Source organism: Dyadobacter sp. CY345, from assembly GCF_021502725.1.
Taxonomy (GTDB): domain Bacteria; phylum Bacteroidota; class Bacteroidia; order Cytophagales; family Spirosomataceae; genus Dyadobacter.
Map to the genome: position 1 here is coordinate 120,155 of NZ_JAKFFS010000007.1, position 24,809 is coordinate 144,963.

A 24,809-nucleotide genomic window follows, 5' to 3' on the forward strand; every position below is an offset into this window, starting at 1 on the left:
TGCCTGTACCTGTTAAATGCTCATTCTGTTGCAAAGTCTTGAATTGTAGTTACTAAAATCAGAAGTAAAATTTCTTCCCCAATCCTGATACGGCAGCCACGTTAAAAAAGCCGACAACCAAAGATCCGTTCGGATTTGAATTCACAATGTTTGTTGATACGTTGGCCAATGGAGCTGAAGTGAACAATTCTGAAATTCCACCCATTCTGTCCGCCTGCGAAACGACTTCGGCCAGATAGTTAAATGATACGAGATTGATCGAATGAATTTCTACATAAATTGAATCTCCATTGGCCAAGGGAGATTCCGGCCTGTCGTCTTCATCAAAGTCGTTTGCGTTGATCCCGATTCTGATTGGTGAAATGAAAGTTACACCATCGAAGCCGCTTCCCGAAGAAGTTCCGGCGTCGTATGCTGTTGTAACTTCACTCGCTTTATTAAGCAGCTGCCCGTTTTTGTATGCCCGGATCCAATAGCTATCACCTTTGCCTGACGGATCTGTTGCCCAAAACTCTGCGCGGTAACTGTCGTCCATCATTCCCTGTCCCTCCTGATACGACAAGGTAAGACTGTCTACGGGCGGGACGCGCTTCATGACAGATGTAGCCGTGAACGTTTCGCCATTATAGACAACATTTAAAGTATAGCTTTTGCCGACATTACCTAGTTTTCCACCCTTGCCCGGCTGCCAGCTGTAGGCGCCGTTTACATTGTTACTTTCTTCGGTAAATTCATAAATGTTCCCTTCATCGTCTGTAACGGTCACTTTTGCTCCGCGAACTACCGGCGGAAGACTGTTATTTTCGAAATAATCCTGAGTGAACGTCAGATAAATACGCTGGGTTTCGGGCTTGTCGTTTATCCAGGCATCTATGTTGATTATTGGATCAGCCGAAGAAACTGTCAAATCAATTTCGTCGTCACAAGCCCATAAAAAAGGGATGGTGAGTAAGCATAGATGTCGTAAACAGATGCGAATGGCTTTGGATGACATATTAAATGTAAGGCTTTTTAGAATTTAAAATTGTAAGAAACGGACGGCACCATGGATCCAATGATCGATACCCGGTGCGCCTGCGTTTGTATGGCCTGAGATGAAGTAACCCTATCAGACGATTGCGTGAAATAAGTTGAAAAGGCATTTCTACGCCCGTAAGCATTGTAAATTGAGAAAACCCAGTAATCCCGGTTCTTTCTTATCTGACCATTATTTTTGTGTGTTTTTCCTTCCATTCTAAGTGAAAGGTCAAGACGGTGGTAAGGTGTTAATCTTGCGTCGTTTCTGGAATTGTTTGTGTTATAAGGTATCAGAATGCCCTGTGAGAGATATCGCTGATTGGGGTAGGTGGTAGGAGTTCCGGTTGTAAATGCAAAATCCGCAGTGGTCGACCATTTTGGGTTGATCGTATAAGAGCCGACGATTTTCAGGTTATGGGTTTGGTCAAAACGGGTCGGGTACCAGCTCCCGTTGTTGACCCCATCTACTTTGAGTTCCGAGCGGCTCAGCGTGTAACTTACCCAACCCGTGATCAGTCCCTTTTTCTTTTGCAGGTAAAGTTCCAGACCGTATGCCCTTCCGTTTCCGCTCAGCAAATCACCTTCCAGACGGTCGTTGTTCAAAAGCTCAGCGCCATTGATATAGTCGATTTCGTTAACTGTATTGCGGTAAAACATTTCCGCAGAAAACTCATACTCCGCATTTTTACCCAAATCGCTGAAATAGCCAAGCGTGTATTGATTGCCAACGGCCGGCTTAATATTGTTGGTGCTCGGTGTCCAGATATTGAGCGGGTTTGAAGCACTGGTGTTTGAAATAAAATGTACATATTGAGCCGTTCTGCTGAAACTCGCTTTTAGTGAAGTTCTTTCGTTTAGCTGATATTTTGCTGATATCCTTGGTTCCGGATTATTATACGATGCGATTGACTCTCCGCTTTTGTATTGCCGCTCAGCGATTGCCGTACGCTTTCTACCAGGAATGGTGTCGTTGTAAGTATATGCTGTCCCTGGTCCAAGATAGTTAAAATAAGAAAACCGAATTCCATATTGAACTTCCAAATTTGAACCCACTTTCAGCCGATGGCTTACGTAACCAGCCAGTTCCAAAGCATATTTTTTCGGCTGACTGCTATCAACAGTTTCTCCATTCGTAGTTCCCACAGTTTTCGAAGGGTTGAACTGATAATAAGAACTTTCCAGACCAAATTTTAACTCTGAATTGCTATTGATGAAATAACTAAAATCCGGTTTGAATACATAATTGCTGATAGAGGAATTCCAGCTGTACTTATTGTTCTCATCCTGATTGAAGCCAAGGTTATAATTGTAATTGCTGAATATGGCGGAAACGTTAGCGAACAACTTGCTATTGATAACCGTGTTCCAACGCAGCGTTCCGGATTTATTTCCCCAGTTAAATTTTGCATCATCCGACAGACCGAAATTGTCGCGACCGAAGAAACCTGAAAGATATAACCGGTTTTTCTGGTTTAAAGTATAGTTTGTTTTTAGGGTTATATCATAAAAATTCAAACCGAAATTGTTACTGGTCAGCAGCGTGGACAGACCATCAATGTAGGATCTTCGCACTGCAATCAGATAGGAAGATTTGTCTTTCACAAGCGGTCCCTGAATGGCCAGCCTGCTGAAAATAAAACCTACGCCACCATCTACCTCGGTTTTTTTGTTGTTTCCTTCCTTCAATCGAACATCGAGCACGGAACTGATCCGACCGCCATATTCGGCCGGAATTGCGCCTTTATATAATTTTACATCCTTAACGGCATCGGGATTAAAGACCGAAAAGAAGCCGAGCATGTGGGAGGAATTGTAGACTGGCGCCTCGTCGAGTAATACAAGATTCTGTCCGACACTGCCTCCCCGGACATTAAAACCTGACGAACCTTCGCCAACCTGGCTTACTCCTGGCAGAAACTGCAAACTTTTGACAATATCAACCTCACCCATAAGTGCCGGGAGTTTCTGAATAGTTTTGATATCCATCTTATTGACGCTCATTTCAAAATTACGAGAAGTGGAAATTCTGCTTTCGTCAACAACTTTGACTTCATCCAGCACTCTTGATAATACCGGCAATTCTATGTCCACAATGGTATTACTCGTCAGAACAATTTTTTTGACTACCTTCTCATAACCCAGATACGAATATTCCAGTGTGTAAGAACCTTGCGGCAGCGTAACTGAATAAAACCCGTAAACATTGGTAACAGCGCCCGATGACTGGCTTTCCATTACAAAAATGCTTGCTCCAATCAGCGTTTCTCCGTTGGATTTATCTTTCATTGTTCCACTGATGGTAAATTTGTTTTGTCCAAAGGCCGTGGTGGCTACGATGAAAAGCAGTAAGAAACTGCTACCGATACTTCGAAAAAAGAAAATAGAATACTTGTTCATTTTTTGTTACTAAGTGGAAACGGAAGCTTTTTGAGACTGTTGGCGTTAATAATGTAACCCAAACCGACATTGAGATTAAATCCTCGTATAGCGTCGACCTTGCCGGCACTTTCAAAATTTGCGGAGTGTATGTAGCGAACGTGAGCACCAAACGTGAAACGCTTTGCAAACCTGAGATCAACGCCGGTGCCGATTGTGGTGTGGAAAACCATTCGCATTTCAGCATTAAAATTCGGTCTGGCGCCTGAAGTCATGGCACCGGGATTTAGCCTGCCGCCGAAAACCATAACCTGCATGATACCTGACCCTAACATAAAATAAGGATGGGCCCTGACTCTTGGAAGTGCATATTTGAGACCAATTGTGAGCGGCATAATCATTCCGCCGCCTGTTCTGATACTTCCGCCTGTGGTGGCCTCCTGTGTTTGCGGCACACTCAGTCTGCCGATATCAATAAACCAGGCGATTGAATCATTCATCCATTTCGTCAAATGTATATCTAACAAGGAGTGAGCGTTGTACAACTTGGCATAGGTCCCGTCTGAAATCCCAGTCTTCACAGAGCCTAACATGGCAAAACCGCCGTATCTCATTTCAAGAACCAATCTGTTATGCAACCGGTAACCTTTCAGAGAATCTATCGGATCCATCTTTCTTTTCACCATAGGATCGTCCCATAGCGAGTATGTTGTATCGGTTTTAACCGTTTTATTCAGCAGATTCTGAACATTGTTGAGAGCTAGTAGACTGTCATTCTCAATACCATTTTTCCATCTTTCGAAAGCGTTAACCACTTTTGGATACTGCTGCTGAAACTTTTTGACAACACATTCACTATCCTTGTCGCTAACAATAAATACGCGGTTTCGGTTGTGGTGGAAATTGTTATAAGTTTCCGTAAGAATGAACTTTAAAAACTGTACGTCATTATCAAGCGAGGCCTCGTCCTGGCAATTCCATGTGCTTTTGACGGCGTTCGGAAAAATTAGGATAGTCGGCTCTTTCAGCGATTTCCAGGCTGCATTAGAGAAAGCATCTCTGGCGGTTTTTCCATTTTTATGTAAAACAATTACAACAGGTTTGTTGCTGTTATAATCGTTGTTGATGGAGTTGGAATAATGCAGGTGACTGCGGTTTACGCCGCCAATAACATTCACAAAAACACGTTGTGCCGAACTTTCAACTGAAATGAAAACGAGTAAAAATAGTAAGATTCGCGCTTGCTGCTTGTTTAGAAATAGCGGCATAAGTAAAGGATATAGTATTGCTTGATTCAATATCCACAGGTACTTACTTTCAATCCTGATTCGTTAAATGTGTAGATAAGCAAAGATTAAGTGTAGATATACGACTCCCCAATATCGAATCAGATGACTCCTTTGTCCGGCAATGAATATACCTTTATTGTATTATTCCGTTTTGCCAATTTGAAATAATCAAATGAAAATCTTAGTATGACCATTGAAGAACATCAAGTTGGCGATTTAAAAGTTGCCGAAATTATTTCCAACAAACTCGTCGTAGCGTCTGTAGAGGATTGCCTGGAACTGCTGGGGAATTTGTATTACCAGGGATTCGATAGGAATATTCTTGACGCAGAAAATATCACACAGGATTTTTTTGATCTCAAAACAGGAATGGCCGGAGAGATTCTTCAAAAATTTTCCAATTACCGCATGGGGCTTGCTATTATTGGTAATTTTGATACTATCGGCAGTAAAAGCTTGAATGACTTTATCTGTGAGAGTAATAAACTGGGGCACATCAACTTCGTGAATTCCACAGCGGAAGCCATTAAGCGATTTTCTAAAAAACAGCTATAATTCTATTATAATAAAGATTGTTAATGAGTGGAAACGTTGAGTTTTGATAATAGACAATTAACTTAATTTATTAATCATTATTTCGCACAAGCCCGTCGGTAAGGCTTTGCCATTGGATTTTGGAAAAGGCAAGAATTCCTGCTGTTCCGGTCAAAATGTTTCTTATTTTATCAAGAAAGCTTTGATCGTCTGTATTGGGTTTGGTATTCCGGTCGAAAACTGCTGCGGTCACGGTGGTATTTTCACGTGTAACTGTAAAAGTACTTGTCGTTTGAGCCGAATAGAAATGAGCAACTTCCTTGTCATTATTTGTTGGATTCGGAGCCGGCCTTACGCGTATACCCAAACTTTCTATATCTTCCAGCTGATACTCACTGATTTTTTCGACCTTCACCCAATCGAAACCATCACCCGTTTCGGAGCCCGGACCAGGGATATCAATTCGAAAAAACATTCCCTCTTCAACCGGACCGGTCATCAGATTTCCCTTCGAATCACAAAGCTTGAAGTCTGCTACCGGGTATTCCGAAATTTCTTTCCAGCGGTTGACGTCTAACAGTCTTTTTCTCGCCAGTGTAAATAATTCTTTTGCAGCAGCCAGGTTGTGTAATTCCACAACTCTCTCTGCATTGATATTCCCGCCATCAAATTTTTCGGGAATTGTCTTGGTGTAATTTTTCTCTTCCATAGATTAAAATTTTTTGCGGGTGGTTACTAAAAATCTGTGCCATCCATATGTGGGATTACGTGTTGATTTTAAGATAGTTATTTTATGATATAGCAAACATAGCCTGGCATTATTTTAATTAGCACTGGCATACAAACTTTAATAAAAAAAATATGAAACCAACGGATATTCCCGACAATGGCGCTCTTGTTAAATTCAGAAGAATGGATGAAGATCAGTGGAGGGATGGAGAATTTGATCTTGAAAATCAGATGTACATTGAAATATATTCTGCTGAATTAACTACCCACAATTTAAATGATATCGCAGAATGGAAATATATCAAGGAATAGGAAAAAACAGCCCTTTTACTCAGATTTTATGATATCAGATTGCAGTTCATCGACAGAGAATGAAAATTTCGTAAAGCAGAAATATGTGTTTTGTAAGGCATACTTTTTTTAACATGACCTGACATCTAAAACTTTAACGTCATGGCAACAGCAACAGCTAAAAATACAAAGCAGTCTTCTGAAACAGACAAACCAAAGGCAGCAGCTAAAAAAACGACGGATAAAAAGACAACTGCAAAGGCGAGCACAAAAAAAGAATCGGCTGATGCTAAATCTCTGACCACAAGGGATCATAAAAAAATTCAGAAGTGGGTAGAAAAACGAGGCGGAAAACCAGCCACCGTTAAAGGAACGGAGGAGAAAGATGAAACCGGAATTTTGAGGATTGATTTTCCGGGGTATTCAGGAAAAGATTCCCTTGAAGAAATAAATTGGGAAGACTTCTTCGCAAAGTTTGACGAAAGTAACTTGGAATTTTTATATCAGGAAAAAACAGCCGACGGGAAGGAAAGCCGGTTTAGCAAATTTGTCTCGAAAAAATAAGGTAGTGAAAGTCTGATTCGTTGGGCTGAGAACAGGTTGAGGAGATTTTTTCGATTCAAGTAATGTGTGATTTCGTAGGTAGTTAACAGGAAGGCTAATTTAGCTTTCCTGTTTTTTTTGAAAATTGGTAACATACGCTTTGGCATGAAGTAAGTACCTGACTGGCACAGTAATTTATTACGCACACCATGGCTGAGCATCGATAAAATTCAGTCATAAGCATATCGTATGGAAAAAATTGATGTAGACAAACGCAAATTAGGAGTAAATTTTAACGAAAACGGACAGGCCGAAATCGTCCTATGGGCGCCTAAAGTTGAGCTCGTCGAGATATATTATGTTAATGAAAATAGAAGCGAGCCGCTTTTCGGTGGTGAGCAGGGATTATGGACACTAACGTCGGATGCCCTAAAACCCGGAGATCTTTATTTTTTTAAGCTGGACGGAAAAGTTCAATTTCCTGATCCGGCTACACTTTCCCAGCCAGATGGCGTACACGGCGCATCACAAGCAACTGATATCGAAGAATTCAGCTGGACAGATGATAAATGGAAAAACATCGGACTGAAAGATTATATATTTTATGAACTGCATGTAGGCACTTTCACCGATGAAGGTACTTTTGCTGCCCTTGAAGAAAAACTGGATTATCTGATTGATCTGGGTGTTACGGCGATTGAAATTATGCCGGTAGCACAGTTTTCAGGAGAACGGAACTGGGGATACGACGGCGTTTTTCCGTTCAGTGTTCAGAGCTCTTACGGTGGAGCAAAAGGGTTGCAACAACTTGTCAATACTTGCCATAATAAAGGCCTCGCAGTAGTTCTTGATGTTGTATATAATCACATCGGTCCGGAAGGAAATCATTTCGAAAATTTTGGGCATTATTTTACCGAGAAATATCACACGCCCTGGGGAAACGCTATCAATTTTGATGATGCCTGGTGTGACCATGTGCGGAATTATTTCATTGAAAATACACTGATGTGGTTCCGGGATTTTCATATTGACGGGTTGCGTATGGACGCCGTTCATGCCATCAAGGATTTTAGTGCGCTTCATATTTTACAAGAAATAAAGTTGCATGTCGACGAGCTGATCCAAAAGACCGGACGGAATCATTATCTGATTGCCGAGCTTGATTTAAATGATACACGATACATAAATCCGATCAGTAAAGGAGGATTTGGGCTCGATACACAATGGATCGATGAGTTTCATCATGCTTTGCGGGTAAGCTCGGGCCAACCGCAAACCGGATATTATTCAGATTTTGAAGGTGTTGTTTCACTGGCCAAATCATACGAAGATGCTTACGTATACGATGGCGGTTATTCTGAACATCGCAAGAAAAAATTTGGGACAAAAGCGACTGAAAATCCGGGACAGCAGTTTGTCGTTTTTTCTCAAAATCATGACCAGACGGGCAACCGTATGCTTGGCGAGCGGACCAGTGCTTTGGTGAGTTTTGAAATGCAGAAGTTACTCGCCGGAGCGGTATTGGTCAGTCCATATTTGCCCATGTTGTTCATGGGAGAAGAATATGGAGAAACCAATCCATTCCAATATTTCGTAAGCCATACCGACCCGGAACTTGCGGAAGCAGTGCGAAAAGGACGAAAAAAAGAATTTGAAGCATTTCATATTGAGGGTGAGGCACCTGATCCAATGTCTGAAGAAACCTTCATGAATTCGAAACTTCAATGGCAGTTGATTGAGCAGGAACCGCATAAAACCATGCTCAGCTTTTATAAAAAATTAATTACACTTAGAAAAGAGCAGGCAGCTTTGCATGTGCTTAACCGGAAAGATGTTTCGGTAGAATGCATGGCTGAACAGGAGGTGATTATTTTACAAAGACAGCATAAAATTCAGCATACGATCTGTATGATGAATTTTTCAAAACTTCCACAGCAGGTTAAAGTTCCGGTTTATTCGCCGGTTTGGCACAAATTAATCGCGTCATCCGATCTGAAATGGAAAGGACCAGAAGATTTGCCCAGAACAATTGCAGAAGAAATTTCCCTGGTTTTACCACCAGAATCTTTTACCCTTTACAGCAACGAGCATGAATAATCCAATCGCTACATATCGCTTACAATTTCATAAGGAGTTTACTTTTAATAATATTGAAAAGCTTATTCCATATTTAAAAAAGCTTGGAGTCAGTACGATCTACGCCTCACCGATTTTTAACTCCACTGCCGGCAGTATGCATGGTTATGATGGTGTGAACCCAAATAAAATTGATCCTGAAATCGGGAGTCTGGATAGTTTGAAATCAATCAGTGGGCAGCTGAAAAATGAAGGAATGGGTTGGCTTCAGGACATTGTACCTAATCACATGGCATTCCATTCTGAAAATTCCTGGCTGATGGATATTCTGGAAAAGGGAGAACAATCCATGTATTCAACGTTTTTCGACGTGGCCTGGAATAGCCGGCTTTTTCAAGGAAAATTGATGGTTCCTTTTCTTAGCTCAGATCTTGATGAATTAATTCAAAAAGGGGAAGTTAAAGCTGAATATGATTCCAACCGTCTGGTAATCAGATATGAAGAATCAGTATTTCCTGTTAACCCAAAATCCTATCTGACGATCTTGTCCGAAGAGCCTGTTTCGGAAAATCAGGCAGTTCAGCAGATTATCTCTCAAATTAAGGAAGCCCGGGAAATTGAGGAGTCATATTTATTTTCGCAGCGATGGAATGAAATTCTTCTTCAATTGAAATCTTTGCTGACAGACGAAAAAGTTAAAAACTGGCTTGACGAAAAACTGGCTAAAACCAATGCTGACGAGGCAAAACTTCGTGAGCTTATTGATCATCAGACTTACGCCTTATGCCACTGGCAGAAAACGGAGCAGCAGATTAATTTTCGCCGTTTTTTTACTGTAAACGGTTTGATTTGTTTGAATATCCAGAATGAAGAGGTTTTTAATGAATATCATCAACTGACGAAAACGCTGATTGACGAAGGAGTTTTTCAAGGTATTAGGATCGATCACATCGATGGATTATTTGATCCTGATCTATATCTGGAAGAATTGCGGGCATTGGCTGGAGAAGAATCTTATATTGTGGTTGAAAAGATTCTTGGGCAGGACGAAAAAATGCCTGAAAACTGGCCTATCCAGGGAACGACAGGTTATGAATTTTTGGCATCTGTTAATAACGTTTTAACCAATAACGCGGCTGAAAAGCAATTCACTGATTTTTACCACGAACTGACAGGAGAGCAGGACAAGCCGAAAAGCCAGCTGCTGGAAAAAAAGGCGATCATCCTGTACGAACACATGGGTGGAGAGCTTGAAAATTTATATCAGCTCTTTGTTGAATTAAATTTGACTCAACCTGAAAACATTGAGAAGCTGGGCAAGGAAAATGTCAAAAATGCCATCGGTGAGTTTCTGATCCACTGTCCCGTTTACCGTTATTATGGATCAATTCCATTTGAAAAGGATGTGAAAACAGCGCTGGGAAATATTTTCAAAGATGTAAGGACAGTTCATCCCCAATTGGCTGACGCTGTCTCATTACTGGAATCCTGTTTTCTTTCGGTATCCGAATTGGGCGATGAAAATTATAACGAAAGGCTGTTGGAATTTTATCATCGTTGCATGCAATTCACCGGCCCGATTATGGCAAAAGGCGGTGAAGATACTTTGATGTATACCTACAACCGCTTTATCGGTCATAGCGATGTTGGAGATTCGCCGGAAAGCTTTGGTATGACTGTGGAGGATTTTCATAAAAAGATGAAATACCGGCAAAAAAACTGGCCATTATCTCAGAATACAACCTCAACGCATGATACAAAAAGGGGAGAAGATGTGCGGACCCGATTAAATGTGCTGACTGATCTTGGCGAAGACTGGTTTTCAAATGTGAGAGAATGGCAAAAACTCAATGCTCCGCTTAAACAAAAGTATTTTTCGCCGGATACGAATGATGAATATTTTATATATCAAAACCTGGTCGGAGCCTATCCAATGCCGGACGAAGATGAGGATGATTTTGGAAACCGTTTTGAAGAGTATCTTGAAAAAGCATTTCGGGAAGCTAAGGTTAATACCAATTATACCGAGCCCAACGAAGCATACGAAGCAGGTGTCAAGAGTTTCGCAAAAGAACTGCTAAACAAACAAAACCCGTTTTGGGAGAAGTTTTCAGCTTTCCAGGAACAGATTGTAGACCATGGTATTATAAATTCACTAAGCCAGCATTTATTGAAATTTACATGTCCGGGTATACCAGATGTCTATCAGGGATGCGAAATGTGGGACCTGAGTCTGGTTGATCCGGATAACCGCAGGCCGGTGGATTATGCAAAGAGACAGCAGATTTTAAGTGAATTTGATCATTATGACGATCATGGTAAATTGCTGGATAAGCTGTGGGAAAGCAGAACAAATGGCGCTGTCAAACTTTGGCTGACGCACCAGCTTTTCAATTTACGTAAACACAACGCAGCACTTTTTGCCGAGGGAAATTATGTTTCATTGAAGGTTGAAGGACTTTACAAGAAAAATATTCTTGCGTTCGCGCGTGCTCACAAAGAGTCGATTGTGGTTACGGTGGTGCCATTACATACAGCGGCGCTTTGCAAGGAACAGAACACGGATTGTTTTAGTCTGGATTGGGGAAATACGAAAGTCGTATTGCCGGAAGGTTTCAATAGTGACTGGGAAAATATAGTTTCAGGAATTCGGGAAGAGTATCAGCATAAAATTGGCGCAGGAGAATTATTCAAACAACTTCCGGTTGCATTACTAAAAGGAACCAAGGTCGATAACGAGCGTGGTGCTGGCATTTTAATCCATATTTCTTCGCTGGCTTCACCGTTCGGCATTGGTGACCTTGGACCTGAGGCTTATGCTTTTGCCGATTTTTTACAACGGAGTAACCAGAAAGTATGGCAACTGCTTCCGCTGAATCCTACCGAATCTGCGCAGGGGAATTCTCCTTATAGTGCGCTTTCCAGTCGGGCTGGGAATCCGGTTCTGATCAGCCCAGAAATGCTCGCAAAGGACGGTCTCTTGCCGGATGTTGATCTTACTAAATATCATTTACCCGAAACAGACAAGGTCGATTACAATGCTTCGGAAAAAATAAAAATGGAGCTTCTGGAAAAAGCGTATGTTGTTTTCAACCAAACTAATAATACCGTCGATACGGCAGATTTCGAAAAATTCTGTGAGGATAACGTAGAATGGCTGGATGATTTTTCTATGTATATGGTCATCAGAAACCACCATGACGAAAAACCCTGGATCGAGTGGGAAGATAATTTTAAACTTCGGGATACTGAAACTCTGGAAACTTTAAAACAGACGGACGCTGAGAATATCCGTTTTGTGAAATGGGTTCAATATATTTTTGACAAACAATGGAAAGCGCTGAGGAAATATTGTAATGAAAATAATATTGAATTTCTCGGAGACCTTCCGTTTTATGTCAGTTATAATTCTGCGGATGTCTGGGCTCACCGGGATTTGTTTTTGCTGGATGAAAACGGAAAAATAACCGGAGTTGCCGGCGTTCCACCTGACGCCTTTTCAGAAACCGGGCAATTATGGGGCATGCCCGTTTTTGACTGGGAAGCGTTGAAAGAGCAGCAATATCAATGGTGGATCGACAGGCTGAAAAAAAATATCGAGCTTTTTGATTTTATCAGGCTAGACCATTTTCGCGCTTTCGCCGATTACTGGGTCGTATCCGGAGATGAGGATACTGCTGAAAATGGCGAATGGAAACCAGGGCCGGGTGAAGAATTTTTCGAAGTACTAAAATCTGCGCTGGGTAGTTTGCCTTTTGTGGCCGAGGACCTGGGGGAAAGCAGCCCGGCTGTGTCCGCGCTTCGTGATAAGCTAAATCTTCCTGGCATGAAAGTATTGCAGTTTGCTTTTGAGGAGAATATGTCGCAGTCAGAATATATCCCTCATCGCTATAAACCCAATTGCATAGTCTACACAGGCACACATGATAATAATACAATCCGTGGATGGTTTAGGCAAGGTATTGATGGTGAGACGAAAACAAGGCTGGAAAGTTATGTAGGAATGCCTTTGAATGAGGAAAACATTTATTCAGTTATGGCAAGACTTGCATACTCCTCAGTAGCCGAAACTGCAATTTTGCCAATTCAGGACGTTTTAAATCTTGACGAAAATAGCAAAATGAACAGCCCTGGTTCGCAGGATGGAAATTGGCTATGGCGACTTACACCCGGTCAAGTTAAGCAGGAGAGCGAAGATTTTTTAAAACAATTAACCATATTATTTGATCGCGATTGAATATTCAGGAACAAAACTGACAGACTATGGAAACACGCAAGCCAAGGCATCGCAAACGAAAGGCATTTTATTTCTTTATTGGATTCATCGTATTGATGGTAATTGTCAGAATAATTTTGCCCTATGTGGTACTTCATCTCGTGAATAAAAATCTGGCGACCATGAAAGGTTACTATGGTCACGTGAAGGATATCGACCTGGAAATAATCCGCGGTGCCTACAAGGTTGATAGCATTTATCTGGATAAAAAAGACACTATAACAAATAAACAAACACCATTTTTTGCAGCTTCCATGATTGATCTTTCCGTTGAATGGAAAGCTTTGTTCAAAGGGTCGATTGTTGGTGAGGTGGCGATGCAGGAGCCGATGATACGGTTTACCAAAGATAAGGTGGAACCCAAAGATCTGGCTAAGGATTCGTCAGCTTTAAAAGAATTGCTGGATGATTTTATGCCGCTTCAAATTAACCGGTGTGAAATTAATAATGGCAGACTCCAGTATATTGACGAATCAACAAAACCAAAGGTAGATCTTCAAATGACAGATCTTCACCTACTGGCTGAAAATTTACGGAATAGTTACGACTCGGCTGTCGTCTTGCCAGCTACGATTGATGCGTCCGCGAATGTTTACGAAGGAACTTTGACATTTGATGCCAAGGCTAATCCGTTGTCCGTTTCCCCGACATTTGATATGAGTGCGGAACTGAAAAACACGAACATGGTCAAATTGAATGACTTTTTTCAGGCGTATGCGAAAATTGATGTGAACAAAGGTATTTTCGGATTGTATACTGAGGTTGCTGCAAAAGATAAAAAGTTTGCCGGATATGTAAAACCGATCATCAAAGACCTGGATGTGCTTGGAAAAGAGGACAGGAAAGATAATCTTTTGCAAAAATTATGGGAAGGCGCAGCAGGAACAGTAGCTGAAATTTTTGAAAATCAATCAAAGGACCAGCTTGCTACAAAAATTCCTTTCAAAGGTGACATGGATGAGCCGGATACGAATGTCTGGTATGCTTTATCAAATGTTTTGCAAAATGCATTTATTCACGCACTTCAACCGACGATCGACAATGAGATTACAATTGGCTCCGTGAAAGTCGGTAAGGATGAAAACAAAACTTTCCTGCAAAAAATCTTCTCAAAAAATGATAAGGGCAAGAAAAAGGATGATAAAAAGGAAAAAAAGAAAGACAAAAAGGATAACAAGAAAAACGATTAATCAACGAAAAACCATACGACTATGAGCAAGCCAACATTTGAAGAAGGAGCCTGGGTTAAAGAAAAAATGGGTACAAAAGGAATGACGGTTGTCAGTGTGAGCGATGGAGAAGTTCGCTGCTCATTCGACGACGAAGAAGGTGAGCCTATTGAAGAAACCTTTCGGGAGGAAGATCTGGAAGCACTTGACCAAAAATAATGATCTGGCCAACAATGATAAATTAAGAATTCTATGGCAAATTCTGGTTCTCCGGCTGGTACTCTCGGAACTGTCTCCGCAGTATTTTTCACAAAAAAAGATGCTGACAATGCTTACAATGCGCTACTTAAACGAGGACATACCCCTGACGACATTTCAGTATTAAAATCGGATGAAACGTTGAATAAGCCCGAAGACCAGGTTGTTCAAACTTCGGATGATCAGGGAGAACCAGAGCCTGCCATTAGAACGACTTCAGATGTTATTGCAGATACAATCGTATCGATCACGTCAATGATTTCACTTCCCGGATTGGGGATTGCTATTTCCAAAACTCTTTTTAAAAGAATTCCCATAAAAAGACCGGGGAAGGCAAACACAGAAATTGCCGATAAAGAATACTCAAAAGCAAAAGCGGAGAAAGCAGATCCTGCTGGGCTTAGTATGAAAGAAGGCGGCATAATAGTCAGCGTAGATCCCCGGAATTTTGAAGAAAAAAACGCTATCATAAAAGATTTTCATGATAATAACGGGCATGATATCCTTGGTGATGACGGTTATACGGAATTAGATTAGCAAGGCAAAATACTTACTCTTTTCCAAAGAATTTTTCCTTAGATTTCCCCCTTTTTTGAAATTCCCGGATGGCCTCAGCGGCTTCAATCGGCCTGTCAGATTCAAGAACTGATGCGCCGTCGTTCGCGATGGAAATATAGGCAACTTTACGCTCCTCGGGAGTTTTCAATTTATCGTAGGACGAAGCTGCTGAAATCATACACATGGTTCCCTTTTTATGCAGGAGCGCATACAACTCCCGATTTTCCGGTTTCACCAAAGGCCCGATATAGGCGATCATTTGTGAAAACGATACACCGGATTTTTCGTATTCTTGGAACTCCTTAACATTTCGGATGAATGCTGAAAACATTCGATCTTTGTTATCAGTGAGATAAAAATTTGCTTCGGCGAAACTGTGGACGGTCACCATCATGAAGGCGTCAGCCTTATGTTTTCTTAATAAGTCAGCCGTTATTTTTAGTGGTACATCTTTATGATCAAGATTCAAAACAGTCTTGCCACGAGCCCATGTTATGGTTTCTTCTAGGGTTGGTATGCCAAATTGGGTAACATTTCCTTCTGCATCTTTTAAACGAAATTGTTTCAGTTCTTCAAAAGTGTAGTCTGATAATTTCCCTTTTCCAGTCGTTGTTCTGTCCAGAGTGGCATCATGAAGTAACACAATCACACTATCTTTCGTCAGGCGCGGATCGATCTCGAAAAACGCTGGTGTGTGTTTGAGCGTATTTTCAAATGTTGCAATGGAGTTTTCAGGAAAACTTGTGACCATACCGCCTCTGTGCCCTGCAATTAATACAACATCATGATTCGTATAACTGAAAAGTTCGTGCAGATCTTTCGCAGTTCTTAATTTTAAAATATTCATTTTATCCTGCGCGTTCACGAACAAAGTTGAAGACAACAAAATGGATAAGGTTAATATTTTGAGCTTTAATATTTTCATTTATTAAGGTTTTGGCAATCGGTAAAGCACGCAATATTGCTATAATTTCGAAATGGCGGACGTTAACAAATTGTGATGGTTTAAAATAAGTTGAGGCTTAGCGCTTTGGATATTTACCGAAGTTGACAATTTCAATTCGTTTTCGCCAAACTGAATCACTTCGATGAAATTATATTTTTTAAAATAGAGTATAACACATTAAAATTCACATCCTTAAATAAAACCGCGCTTTTAGCATTAAAATTAGAAAAAGTACGAATAAGCATGCCTTTTTGATTTTCAGACCAACCTCTTAAAATTTAAATAGACTGATCATGAAACGGATAACTTTGCTTGTATGTATGCTTATTTTCTTTTCGCTGGTCTGCATTGCTGTCAAGCCAAAAAAAAGTTGCCCTGAGCTGAGTACTATGGAGATGGGCAAATATCAATTTAAGGAATTTAAGGAAGGGAAGGTTTATTTTAAGAACGGAAAATTCACGAAGGTAAAATTAAACTATAATTATCTCCACGGCGCGATTGAATATATTTCTCCAAACAAAGATACGCTGATTATGACGAATAAAGAGCGTATCGATTTTATTGCCCTCGATGAACGAATGTATTATGCTCAAAAAGAACATGGAGATATCGAGGTCGTGGCGGAGTTTGGCAAGGTTAAACTTGCGAAAAAAACGCATTTGGTTTTAAGAGGGAACAAAACAAATGCCTCAGAACAGAAATATTCGGCAAATCCTGAGAGCGCTACACCGACATCATTATTGATTTCAAATCAAGCCGGTGAATTTGGCTGGCAAAATACTACGACGAAGCCGGATTATAAATTTAAAACTGACTATTACTTAATTGATCAAAACCGAGTGTTTCATCCGGCTAAAAAATCAAGTTTTATGAAGGTATATGGCAAACAAAAGGACTCTTTGTCTTATTATTTCCATAAAAATAATGTTGATTTTAGCGATCCGGAGCAATTAAAATCGCTACTCCGGTTTTGTAATGACTTGTAATGGGCAAAACAGACAAACCTGTTCATTTTTTATTAATGCAGGAGTTTTAAACGTATCGCTTTAAGTCCTGAAAGGCCCTGCAAGTCTTCAATGTCAAAATTTTCTATTGTTTGATCCAGCATGTTTTCTGCCTGGAGTGTATTAATATATCCAACATATTCTTCCAAATGGCTTTCATTCGAATAAACGATTGTGATATGTCCAACCTGTGTAATCCGTTCGCTGGTTCCCGCGATACATGCCTTATCGATCCGTTTTTTTACAATCTCGAAACGCGTGTTATAACTTCCATGCACGTCAAAGCGCTTTTCATCCATCCGGAAACGGATGTCGATTGTCGAATGGTAAACCAAAATCAGTGTTGTGACGTCAAGTGGATAGGGTAGATAAGGTTTGATATGCGAATGGGCAATTTCCATTTCGCAAAGTACACGAAGCTGCCATAATCGAATTGCGTGAATCCTCTCTAAGTCAAATGGTATTTTGGGTGCGATTGATGGACCGATGTACAGGTTATGTTCGACACCATCCGTTTTAAAACGTTCATAGTAATGAGGATAAACAGACTGCGCGTCTATTTGTCGTTTATCAAGTATGGCCGCGACTTTATTGTTGATTTTGGAAATAGTCGTTTCATATTTTCTTCGCGCAATATGAAAATCTCCGTTTTCCTTTTGAGTCTGATATAGATAGTTCTGTATCAGCGGTACTAATTCCGGGTTGGAAATGCCTATGAGTTTCTGATAAATATCACCATCGAGATAATTGCTGATATATTGTTCAGTACTGGCCTTAACTGAGAGAGCCAACTCAGCAAGATAACTTTGGATGCGCTTTGTTTCAAGTTGAAATTTCTCAGCTGTTTCAGTATAATTATCAAATTCCTGTAAAATTAGAAGCAAAGATTTTAGCTGGTATTTCAGATCTTTTTTAACGCTCAGATTCCTGGCTTCAGAAGAACCTTTTATATCAATCTGGCCATAAAGCGGAAAAACGTCCGGAAAAGTAATTTCCTTCAATTCATATTCTTCTCCAACCTGACGGTGATCAATTAATTTTTGAGCTTCTGAATGAAATTTCCAAAATACGCTGTCGTGGATCGAAGTGTATTTGTCCTGGATCACAGCCTGAACCTGATTTTGCAATTCATAAGCTAGCCTTTCAATTGTGTCGACCAGAAACGGCATCACAATTTCAAGCTTTTTGACATTGACACTATGCAATTCTTTCTTGCGATGAGATACAACTTCCAATATCCCGAAGAGTCTCCCGTTTTTTGCGACCGGAGCTAAAATGAAACTTTGTATATTTTGAGATAAGAAATTTTTAGCCAGCGAACTGTGTGGTTTTTTAGCGAGAAATCCCTCCGTATCTGACACTGCAAAATCCTGTTGTTTTATAATTAGCATTTCCTTCGATTCATCACAAAGCATATTTCTGACATCAGCGGATTTGTTTTGTTGTAAAATAAAACTTGGCATCTGCTGACCAAATGTGTCCGGGCTCAATTTGTCTTCTTCGTGATTAAAAACAGTAAAGCCAACCTGAATTCCGGGTATTTGATAAATGGACTGAAAAATGGATTCGATGCTCTCCCGAAACCCGGAAGCGTTGATCGCGAGCAATTTTTCTTTGAGAAGAGAAACTGCACTTTCGATAGTAGCATCAAATAATGTCATGATGGAAAAACCTTTTAGCAGCCAGCTGTCTTTCGGAAATTTCGATTTCCACAAATCCAGATTGTCATAACTATCCATCAGCAAATCGATATCTTCCTGCGTAATAGGAAGCGATTTTTCAGTTGGAAAAATTTCCAGGAAGTCCCCATTGTACAGAATCCTGTAATGTTTTATTATTCCTTTCGCCGTAGGAATATCATAAAAAAATGGTCGGTTGAAATCAAGACTTGCGCCGTAATGGTCATACAATATCATACAGCAGCTGAAAACGTAGAATTGATGTTCATCAAAATCCCGGATGAGGATATTAAAATCAGGTCCCGCAGCTTTCAAAATATTTTTAAACCGCTGCGTGTGGTTGAAAACCATCTGCGCATAAGGAATATTAACTGCTTTTATCTCATTTAATGTAAGATCTTTGGCGAAGTACGGAGCAAGTAACCGGGCAATAATATCTTCATGCTCATTAATCTGGGACATGTCTGTAATGCCATTTCTTAACTCAGGATATTGCAGTACTTCATCCAGCAAAGCCTTGTCGCGTGCCTGATATTCATTTGCCGGATCAACAGCTGATTTTTCAAGTTTTTCGATAACCTGATCAAAGCAAAGTTGAAGTTTGAATGGAGTTTCTAATGGCAGATTCATGGCGGTGAAATTAACTTACCGGTAAAAGTATACCATAATTTGTCCGGTATGATAAAATTAAATATTTACCCGAACTTTAAAAAGTATATCTGAACAACCAAAATTCCATTTACAGGAGTTTTGGGAAATTATTTTTAGCCGCATACAACCATTTGGTATGCGGCCTGCCTCTTTGAAACAAATACTTAAAAACTTCCTATGACGACGGAGGCAGAATTGATTACTGGTTGCCTGTTACATGATCGGATTGCACAGCGGCACTTGTACGACCGGTACAAGAATGCGATGTATACGCTTGCTTACCGCATCACGGGCGATTACGATGATGCGAATGACGTGTTGCAGGATGCTTTTTTAGAAGTATTCAAACATCTTGACCAGTTCAGGGGAGAAGCGACCCTGGGCGCGTGGATCAAGCAGATTGTTATCAGGAAGTCAACAAAAAAGAAGAAAATAATTATTTGGCAAAATATCGAGGAAGAGCATGGTGAGAATATTGACTGGGCAGAAGTCGATATCAATGTTGCACATCTGCAAACGGCAATTTTATCGCTTTCCGACGGGTTTCGAACCATTTTTGTGCTGGCAGAAATTGAGGGATATACACACAGGGAAATTGCTGTGATGCTTAATATTTCGGAGGGCACATCGAAGTCGCAGCTCTTTCATGCCCGCAGAAAGTTACGCAGTATGCTAACGTCGAGATAACCTATGGAAAAGAATATCAATATTTTAAGAGAGGCGCTTTCGAAACTTCCATCATCCGGTCCTTCCGACTTTATATGGACTGAAATTGATCGGAAATTGAATGAAATTCCGCTTAAAAAAGCTCTGGAGAACCTGCCGGAATTTGAACCAGACGAATTTGTTTGGGAAGCCATTGAAAGCAAAACTGCGCGTTCGAAAGTTAAGAATACGCATTGGTGGTATGCTGCGGCTGTATTTCTCGTTGCTGGCATTGGCGGATTGTGGATGATACCTGGAAGTTATCCTACAATTGCCTTTTCACAGGAAGTGATTGATGTTCGTCTTCAGCCTAAAAATGAGCAGATTACCGACGAACAATATTCAAAACTGAAAGCCTATTGTGAAGCTGAGACAACGGTATGCAGCAATCAGAATTTTAAACGATTGCAGCAGGAGTATGAAACACTTCAAACGGCTGCGCACCAATTGCAGCAGGCAATGGGGCAATATAATACGGAGCCCGAATTGGTTCGTCAATTCAGTGTTGTGGAGCAGGAAAAAGCAGAAGTGTTGAATGAAATGGCTAAAATGATTTAAATCAGGATCATGAATTTGTATAAAAATATTTTTCGAAAACTCGCAGTTCTTACATTCCTCTTTTATTGGGTTGCTGTCAACGGTTTTCAGTTGGTTAAAGGTCAGGGCGTATTACAGGTTGCTACCAAATCAATTGAAAAGACCGTGACAGCGCATACTATACGCACACTTTTCATCAATGCTGAAAAAGCCGACATTGAACTTATTGCCTGGGATAAAGCGGAAATACTCGTCGTTATGGAATTATCCGCAAGGCATCCTGATAAGCGGACGGCAGCTTCGGATCTTGGAAAAATTCAATACATAGCCGATCGAAGCGGGAAGGATTATTTTTTAAGAAATTACATTTTGTTGAAAGAAGGGGAAAGTAAACCGTTATCAAACTTGAAAGCGCGTTATACGATTCATCTTCCGCCGACCTGTTCGGTAGATCTGAAAAATACGTTTGGAACAATTCAGATGAAAGGGCTGACCAACAACCTGAAACTGAGCGCTGATTTTTGCACAACCTCACTGGCGAACATTAAAGGAAAAGGACTTTTAGAAACAACTTTCGGAGAATTGAAAGCCATTGAAATTTCCGGGACTTTTTCATTTACAAGTGATCATACCAATCTCCAATTAGAGAACATAGGTGGTGTCGTACGCATGAACACTCTTTATGGAAACGTCGAAATTTCCCCTTCTGCCGGATTGACAAGCCTCGCAATTCAGTCGAAAAAGGCAGTGATAACAATGGTTACAAAAAACTGGCAGCGTTTTGATTATGATATCAACAGTGCCTATACGACGATGAAACTTCCGAACGGGTTTAAATGGAAACGTAATACGCCGGATTTTAAGGATGCTTTCTTTTCCAAAAACCGGCTCGCCAATGTGCAGATCAGCGCCGAATTTGGTAACCTGACCATTAAATAGTGCCCCGCTTACCCCTGACTATTAGCCATGAAAAAAAGTATCCTTTTTTTGATTTCATTATTTTTATTTAAATCAGTATTTGGACAAGATTCAACAAAAATCATTTTCACAGAAGAACCGGATACACTTGTAAAGCAACGTTTTATTGACAGGTATGACAATGTTTTCATGACGAAGGTACCGACGCGGCATATGTTTAAAATTGGGATTTCGCAGTATTATCAGCCAATTCAATTTTCGCTAAGTGACGATAAAATTCTAAATAACTCGTCGTTGATGCTCGGATATGAGTTTAAGTTTCTACCTGCTTTTTCCATTGCGCTTTCCAGTCATTTACCGGTTTATTCAGCAGAAATACCTTCCAGGTATATCGGATATAACTTTGTATATGATGCCCAATTAAAGTGGTTTTTTGATATGAAAAATAGAATCAGGGAGGGGAAAAGCGCAAACAATTTTAGTGGCAACTATATTGCTGTAAATTACACTTTGACAGGCGAGCCGGTAGATCGGAAAAATGATGAGACGATCGGCATAAAAGTTGGTTTTCAACGGAGGGTACTGAATTCTGGATTTCTTGACTTTGCGTTTGCTTTTCAACAGCAAGATATCGGATTCAGCTATGGCATTACCAAACTATGGCAATTTTCAACTCAAATAAGCTTCGGATATGCTTTTGGCGACTGGGTAAGCTCCAAAAAACGGCCATTGTGTGACATTCTGCTCTGTGAAGAAGAAATCGCAAATCAGTGGAAGATCAAAGTCCCTGAATTGACTTTTGGTTATTATCTGAATCGCATGAGATATGGTGTAGCGTATGAACACATGATCAAACGTACGCCATTTTCATTAAACTGGCAGTATGACCTTAATTTAATGCAGGGGTATAGCTATACAAAAGGTTCTGTATATCCCACTGTATTAGACACCTATGGCTCTGTTGTTACCAAAGAGATCACCCAATTTTTTACGTTGCAGCCACGATATTACTTTCTTCAGAAAAGAAATCAAAGGCGAGGGCGCAACACTAATTCACTATCGGGATTTTATGCAGGGATTAACGCCGAGTATGCAATGCATCACGGTCACCATAATACAATGAGCGGGCAACCTGATGTCAACTTGGCCAAATATACAATTTATTCCGGATTGCTATTAGGCATTCAACAACGTTTGTTCCAACATGGCTATCTGGATTTTAACACATCCTTTAATCATAAACACGAGTTTTCATCTTCCGTTAATTCTACCGGATTCAGAGGCAATCTGGGTCTTGGATTTGCCTTTTAACAATACTTAAAAATATCAACGTGATCCAATGGAAAAGATAGTAGCCCTGATTTTTTTTAGTTTGCTAATAAACATATCCTTCGCGCAGGATACCACGAGAATATTTTTTACAGAGGAAAGTGATACGCTTATAAAACAGCGTTTCATTGACAGGTATGAAAACGTTTTCATGACGAAGGTACCGACGCGGCATATGGTGAAGGTTGGTTTATCACAATACTACCAAGTGGTCCCTTACCCATTGACCGACGATAAGACATTGAATAACCTGTCGCTTCACGTCGGTTATGAGGTTAAATTCCTTCCTGCATTTTCATTGGCATTATCAGGTCATTTCCCTTTGTATGGAATTCAAAGACCCGTTAAAGAGTCTTTTCAAAATACTGTATTAGACGCGCAGCTGCGTTGGTTTGTCAATATGCGCAAAAGAATCAATATGGGCAAAAGCGCGAATAATTTTAGCGGCAACTATATGGCCCTCTTTTACAATATTCCAGGAACACTCAATAATGATCCCAAGGCAGGACTTAAATTTGGGTTTCAAAGAAGGTTTTTGAATCATGGATTTATGGACTTTTCATTTGCTGTGTTCAAACCCGTCTCTGATTACTACTCCTATGGGTTTGGAACCCTTGGGTTACAATTTTCAACACAAGCCAGCTTTGGCTTTGCTATTGGAGATTGGAAGAAATCATCTACCGCCCCATTTTGTGATATCTTACTCTGTGATGAGTTCCAGGGGCAGCAATGGAAAATCAGGCTTCCTGAACTTACTGTCGGCTATTATTTAAATAGAATTCAGACTGGTGTAGCTTTTGAACGGAAAATCAAAACTTCTCCCTGGACTATCAACGTGCAATTGGACGCAGCAATGAACAATGGCTTCAATTATCTTCGATATGACCATGAGGTAACAATTGGATATGGCAATAACGACCAACGCATTACGAAGATATTTCCTTATGCGAACGTTTATTCCCGCGAAAAAATCCTGATTCTGTCGTTGCAGCCAAGGTATTATTTTATGCAAAAAAGCAAAAGGCTCAAAGGAAAGGGAGGCAATGGACTTTCAGGTTGGTACGCCGGCTTGCATACTGAATATAACTATTATAAAGGCAAGCATAGTGGCTCGGCAATTCCAGACGAGGATTTGATCAGTGAAACAAATATTGTCCAGGCCGGCCCTTTGGTAGGCTTCCAACTTCGAGTATTCCGGCGCGGATATCTGGACATAAATACTTCCTACAACGTCAAAGACCAACTGAAAAGTGCGGAAACCTCATTCGGTTTAAGAACAAATATTGGCATCGGGTTAGCACTTGGACGTTAATAATAGAGACAACCGGTCAAATTAAAAGAAAGGGGAAAATCGTTGAATTAGCGAATCTGGCCAAGATTCTTTCATTACCGGTTTTGGATTAGCGTTTTAGTTTATATATGCATATTTCGTAAATTGAATGCCAAAGTTTTCCAGTTATACATTAGCCATAATCATTTTAATCATGCTGTCAGTAGTCACTTATTTACATAATCGGAGTGATGTTACGCCGCCGGTTAGCAAAAGAAATCCTAACGGATACAGATTTTATGCCGGGGTCACGAAGATTAATGAGTACCTTTTTCACCTTGGTAACGAATGCCGTCGAGGCCAGTTTGAAGTCGCCCAGAATACTTTCCTGGATATGCAGCAGGATTGGCAGCGGCTGGATGTGTTGGTTAAATCAATTCCGGATACAAGTTTTCAAAAAAATTACTGGCCGTCGGACAGTCTTCATAATCTTGAAAAATATCTGAATGAACTTTATTTGACGAATGATCGTGAGCAACAACCGATGACGATCATTAAAGAGATAAAACGAATAAATAGTAAAATTGACAGAATGCGGAAGTGAAAATTTTGTCTAAATGAGCTCAAAGATTTCAAATGTCTATTTCTTTTTCC

General features: G+C 40.4%; 21 protein-coding genes. 15 read left to right on the forward strand and 6 right to left on the reverse strand.

Features of this window, described 5'->3' with window-relative positions; genetic code table 11:
- Nucleotides 1–58: 58 nt before the first annotated feature.
- Genes L0657_RS25830 through L0657_RS25840 form a run of 3 tightly spaced genes read right to left on the reverse strand, consistent with a single transcriptional unit; the run spans nucleotide 59 to nucleotide 4,661 of the window.
- Complete coding sequence (locus L0657_RS25830; protein WP_235153675.1) at nucleotides 59–994, reverse strand: DUF4249 domain-containing protein; 936 nt, start codon at nucleotides 992–994, stop codon at nucleotides 59–61.
- Nucleotides 995–1,011: 17 nt separating this feature from the next.
- Entirely contained in the window at nucleotides 1,012–3,414 is a 2,403-nt protein-coding gene (locus L0657_RS25835) for a TonB-dependent receptor (protein WP_235153676.1), read from the reverse strand.
- A complete protein-coding gene (locus L0657_RS25840) occupies nucleotides 3,411–4,661 on the reverse strand; it encodes a hypothetical protein (RefSeq protein ID WP_235153677.1) in 1,251 nt (416 codons plus the stop codon). Before L0657_RS25840 ends, L0657_RS25835 begins: the two co-directional genes overlap by 4 nt.
- A 207-nt stretch (nucleotides 4,662–4,868) precedes the next feature.
- Here L0657_RS25840 and L0657_RS25845 point away from each other — a divergent pair, with 207 nt between their 5' ends.
- A complete protein-coding gene (locus tag L0657_RS25845; RefSeq protein ID WP_235153678.1) occupies nucleotides 4,869–5,237 on the forward strand; it encodes a DUF4180 domain-containing protein in 369 nt (122 codons plus the stop codon).
- Between the two features lie 70 nt (nucleotides 5,238–5,307).
- Here L0657_RS25845 and L0657_RS25850 read toward each other — a convergent pair whose 3' ends face one another.
- On the reverse strand, nucleotides 5,308–5,925 hold the full coding sequence (locus tag L0657_RS25850) for a hypothetical protein (protein ID WP_235153679.1): 618 nt from the start codon (nucleotides 5,923–5,925) through the stop codon (nucleotides 5,308–5,310).
- A 152-nt stretch (nucleotides 5,926–6,077) separates the two neighbouring features.
- On the opposite strand from L0657_RS25850, the gene L0657_RS25855 reads away from it, so the two are divergent.
- From L0657_RS25855 to L0657_RS25885, 7 genes are all read left to right on the forward strand, one after another.
- Entirely contained in the window at nucleotides 6,078–6,257 is a 180-nt protein-coding gene (locus L0657_RS25855) for a hypothetical protein (RefSeq protein WP_235153680.1), read from the forward strand.
- Between the two features lie 141 nt (nucleotides 6,258–6,398).
- Nucleotides 6,399–6,800 carry a hypothetical protein gene (locus tag L0657_RS25860; RefSeq protein WP_235153681.1) on the forward strand — a complete coding sequence of 134 codons (402 nt, stop codon included), beginning with the start codon at nucleotides 6,399–6,401 and terminating at the stop codon, nucleotides 6,798–6,800.
- A gap of 228 nt (nucleotides 6,801–7,028) precedes the next feature.
- Nucleotides 7,029–8,876, forward strand: coding sequence for a malto-oligosyltrehalose trehalohydrolase (treZ, locus tag L0657_RS25865; protein WP_235153682.1), 1,848 nt, complete (start codon nucleotides 7,029–7,031; stop codon nucleotides 8,874–8,876).
- A complete protein-coding gene (gene treY / locus L0657_RS25870; RefSeq protein ID WP_235153683.1) occupies nucleotides 8,869–13,092 on the forward strand; it encodes a malto-oligosyltrehalose synthase in 4,224 nt (1,407 codons plus the stop codon). The genes treZ and treY overlap by 8 nt, the downstream gene beginning before the upstream one ends.
- Before the next feature lie 26 nt (nucleotides 13,093–13,118).
- Nucleotides 13,119–14,321, forward strand: a complete 1,203-nt coding sequence (locus L0657_RS25875; RefSeq protein ID WP_235153684.1) for a DUF748 domain-containing protein — start codon at nucleotides 13,119–13,121, stop codon at nucleotides 14,319–14,321.
- A gap of 21 nt (nucleotides 14,322–14,342) precedes the next feature.
- Nucleotides 14,343–14,519: a hypothetical protein gene (locus L0657_RS25880; protein ID WP_235153685.1), complete on the forward strand. Its 177-nt coding sequence runs from the start codon at nucleotides 14,343–14,345 to the stop codon at nucleotides 14,517–14,519.
- Between the two features lie 33 nt (nucleotides 14,520–14,552).
- The gene (locus L0657_RS25885) at nucleotides 14,553–15,095 is read left to right on the forward strand and encodes a hypothetical protein (RefSeq protein WP_235153686.1); all 543 of its coding nucleotides are present in this window, start codon (nucleotides 14,553–14,555) and stop codon (nucleotides 15,093–15,095) included.
- A 13-nt stretch (nucleotides 15,096–15,108) separates the two neighbouring features.
- Here the strand turns inward: L0657_RS25885 and L0657_RS25890 are convergent, their stop codons facing one another.
- Entirely contained in the window at nucleotides 15,109–16,041 is a 933-nt protein-coding gene (locus L0657_RS25890) for a glycerophosphodiester phosphodiesterase family protein (RefSeq protein WP_235153687.1), read from the reverse strand.
- A 314-nt stretch (nucleotides 16,042–16,355) separates the two neighbouring features.
- On the opposite strand from L0657_RS25890, the gene L0657_RS25895 reads away from it, so the two are divergent.
- A complete protein-coding gene (locus tag L0657_RS25895) occupies nucleotides 16,356–17,048 on the forward strand; it encodes a hypothetical protein (protein ID WP_235153688.1) in 693 nt (230 codons plus the stop codon).
- A gap of 32 nt (nucleotides 17,049–17,080) precedes the next feature.
- Here L0657_RS25895 and L0657_RS25900 read toward each other — a convergent pair whose 3' ends face one another.
- Nucleotides 17,081–19,375 (reverse strand): hypothetical protein, encoded by a 2,295-nt coding sequence (locus L0657_RS25900; protein WP_235153689.1) that lies wholly within the window; start codon nucleotides 19,373–19,375, stop codon nucleotides 17,081–17,083.
- Between the two features lie 198 nt (nucleotides 19,376–19,573).
- Here L0657_RS25900 and L0657_RS25905 point away from each other — a divergent pair, with 198 nt between their 5' ends.
- The 6 genes from L0657_RS25905 (at nucleotide 19,574) to L0657_RS25930 (ending at nucleotide 24,759) form a co-directional block, all read left to right on the forward strand.
- Entirely contained in the window at nucleotides 19,574–20,083 is a 510-nt protein-coding gene (locus tag L0657_RS25905) for an RNA polymerase sigma factor (protein WP_235153690.1), read from the forward strand.
- Nucleotides 20,084–20,086: 3 nt separating this feature from the next.
- On the forward strand, nucleotides 20,087–20,659 hold the full coding sequence (locus L0657_RS25910; protein ID WP_235153691.1) for a hypothetical protein: 573 nt from the start codon (nucleotides 20,087–20,089) through the stop codon (nucleotides 20,657–20,659).
- Nucleotides 20,660–20,668: 9 nt separating this feature from the next.
- Entirely contained in the window at nucleotides 20,669–21,577 is a 909-nt protein-coding gene (locus L0657_RS25915; protein ID WP_235153692.1) for a hypothetical protein, read from the forward strand.
- 27 nt (nucleotides 21,578–21,604) lie between these two features.
- On the forward strand, nucleotides 21,605–22,867 hold the full coding sequence (locus tag L0657_RS25920; protein ID WP_235153693.1) for a hypothetical protein: 1,263 nt from the start codon (nucleotides 21,605–21,607) through the stop codon (nucleotides 22,865–22,867).
- Nucleotides 22,868–22,895: 28 nt separating this feature from the next.
- Nucleotides 22,896–24,197 carry a hypothetical protein gene (locus L0657_RS25925; protein WP_235153694.1) on the forward strand — a complete coding sequence of 434 codons (1,302 nt, stop codon included), beginning with the start codon at nucleotides 22,896–22,898 and terminating at the stop codon, nucleotides 24,195–24,197.
- A gap of 172 nt (nucleotides 24,198–24,369) precedes the next feature.
- Nucleotides 24,370–24,759, forward strand: coding sequence for a hypothetical protein (locus L0657_RS25930; protein ID WP_235153695.1), 390 nt, complete (start codon nucleotides 24,370–24,372; stop codon nucleotides 24,757–24,759).
- Nucleotides 24,760–24,809 lie beyond the last annotated feature (50 nt).

Bases quoted from the DNA above. Each gene is read 5' to 3' on its own strand.
- L0657_RS25830 (WP_235153675.1), bottom strand. From the start codon at position 994: ATGTCATCCAAAGCCATTCGCATCTGTTTACGACATCTATGCTTACTC.
- L0657_RS25835 (WP_235153676.1), bottom strand. From the start codon at position 3,414: ATGAACAAGTATTCTATTTTCTTTTTTCGAAGTATCGGTAGCAGTTTC.
- L0657_RS25840 (WP_235153677.1), bottom strand. From the start codon at position 4,661: ATGCCGCTATTTCTAAACAAGCAGCAAGCGCGAATCTTACTATTTTTA.
- L0657_RS25845 (WP_235153678.1), top strand. From the start codon at position 4,869: ATGACCATTGAAGAACATCAAGTTGGCGATTTAAAAGTTGCCGAAATT.
- L0657_RS25850 (WP_235153679.1), bottom strand. From the start codon at position 5,925: ATGGAAGAGAAAAATTACACCAAGACAATTCCCGAAAAATTTGATGGC.
- L0657_RS25855 (WP_235153680.1), top strand. From the start codon at position 6,078: ATGAAACCAACGGATATTCCCGACAATGGCGCTCTTGTTAAATTCAGA.
- L0657_RS25860 (WP_235153681.1), top strand. From the start codon at position 6,399: ATGGCAACAGCAACAGCTAAAAATACAAAGCAGTCTTCTGAAACAGAC.
- treZ (WP_235153682.1), top strand. From the start codon at position 7,029: ATGGAAAAAATTGATGTAGACAAACGCAAATTAGGAGTAAATTTTAAC.
- treY (WP_235153683.1), top strand. From the start codon at position 8,869: ATGAATAATCCAATCGCTACATATCGCTTACAATTTCATAAGGAGTTT.
- L0657_RS25875 (WP_235153684.1), top strand. From the start codon at position 13,119: ATGGAAACACGCAAGCCAAGGCATCGCAAACGAAAGGCATTTTATTTC.
- L0657_RS25880 (WP_235153685.1), top strand. From the start codon at position 14,343: ATGAGCAAGCCAACATTTGAAGAAGGAGCCTGGGTTAAAGAAAAAATG.
- L0657_RS25885 (WP_235153686.1), top strand. From the start codon at position 14,553: ATGGCAAATTCTGGTTCTCCGGCTGGTACTCTCGGAACTGTCTCCGCA.
- L0657_RS25890 (WP_235153687.1), bottom strand. From the start codon at position 16,041: ATGAAAATATTAAAGCTCAAAATATTAACCTTATCCATTTTGTTGTCT.
- L0657_RS25895 (WP_235153688.1), top strand. From the start codon at position 16,356: ATGAAACGGATAACTTTGCTTGTATGTATGCTTATTTTCTTTTCGCTG.
- L0657_RS25900 (WP_235153689.1), bottom strand. From the start codon at position 19,375: ATGAATCTGCCATTAGAAACTCCATTCAAACTTCAACTTTGCTTTGAT.
- L0657_RS25905 (WP_235153690.1), top strand. From the start codon at position 19,574: ATGACGACGGAGGCAGAATTGATTACTGGTTGCCTGTTACATGATCGG.
- L0657_RS25910 (WP_235153691.1), top strand. From the start codon at position 20,087: ATGGAAAAGAATATCAATATTTTAAGAGAGGCGCTTTCGAAACTTCCA.
- L0657_RS25915 (WP_235153692.1), top strand. From the start codon at position 20,669: ATGAATTTGTATAAAAATATTTTTCGAAAACTCGCAGTTCTTACATTC.
- L0657_RS25920 (WP_235153693.1), top strand. From the start codon at position 21,605: ATGAAAAAAAGTATCCTTTTTTTGATTTCATTATTTTTATTTAAATCA.
- L0657_RS25925 (WP_235153694.1), top strand. From the start codon at position 22,896: ATGGAAAAGATAGTAGCCCTGATTTTTTTTAGTTTGCTAATAAACATA.
- L0657_RS25930 (WP_235153695.1), top strand. From the start codon at position 24,370: ATGCTGTCAGTAGTCACTTATTTACATAATCGGAGTGATGTTACGCCG.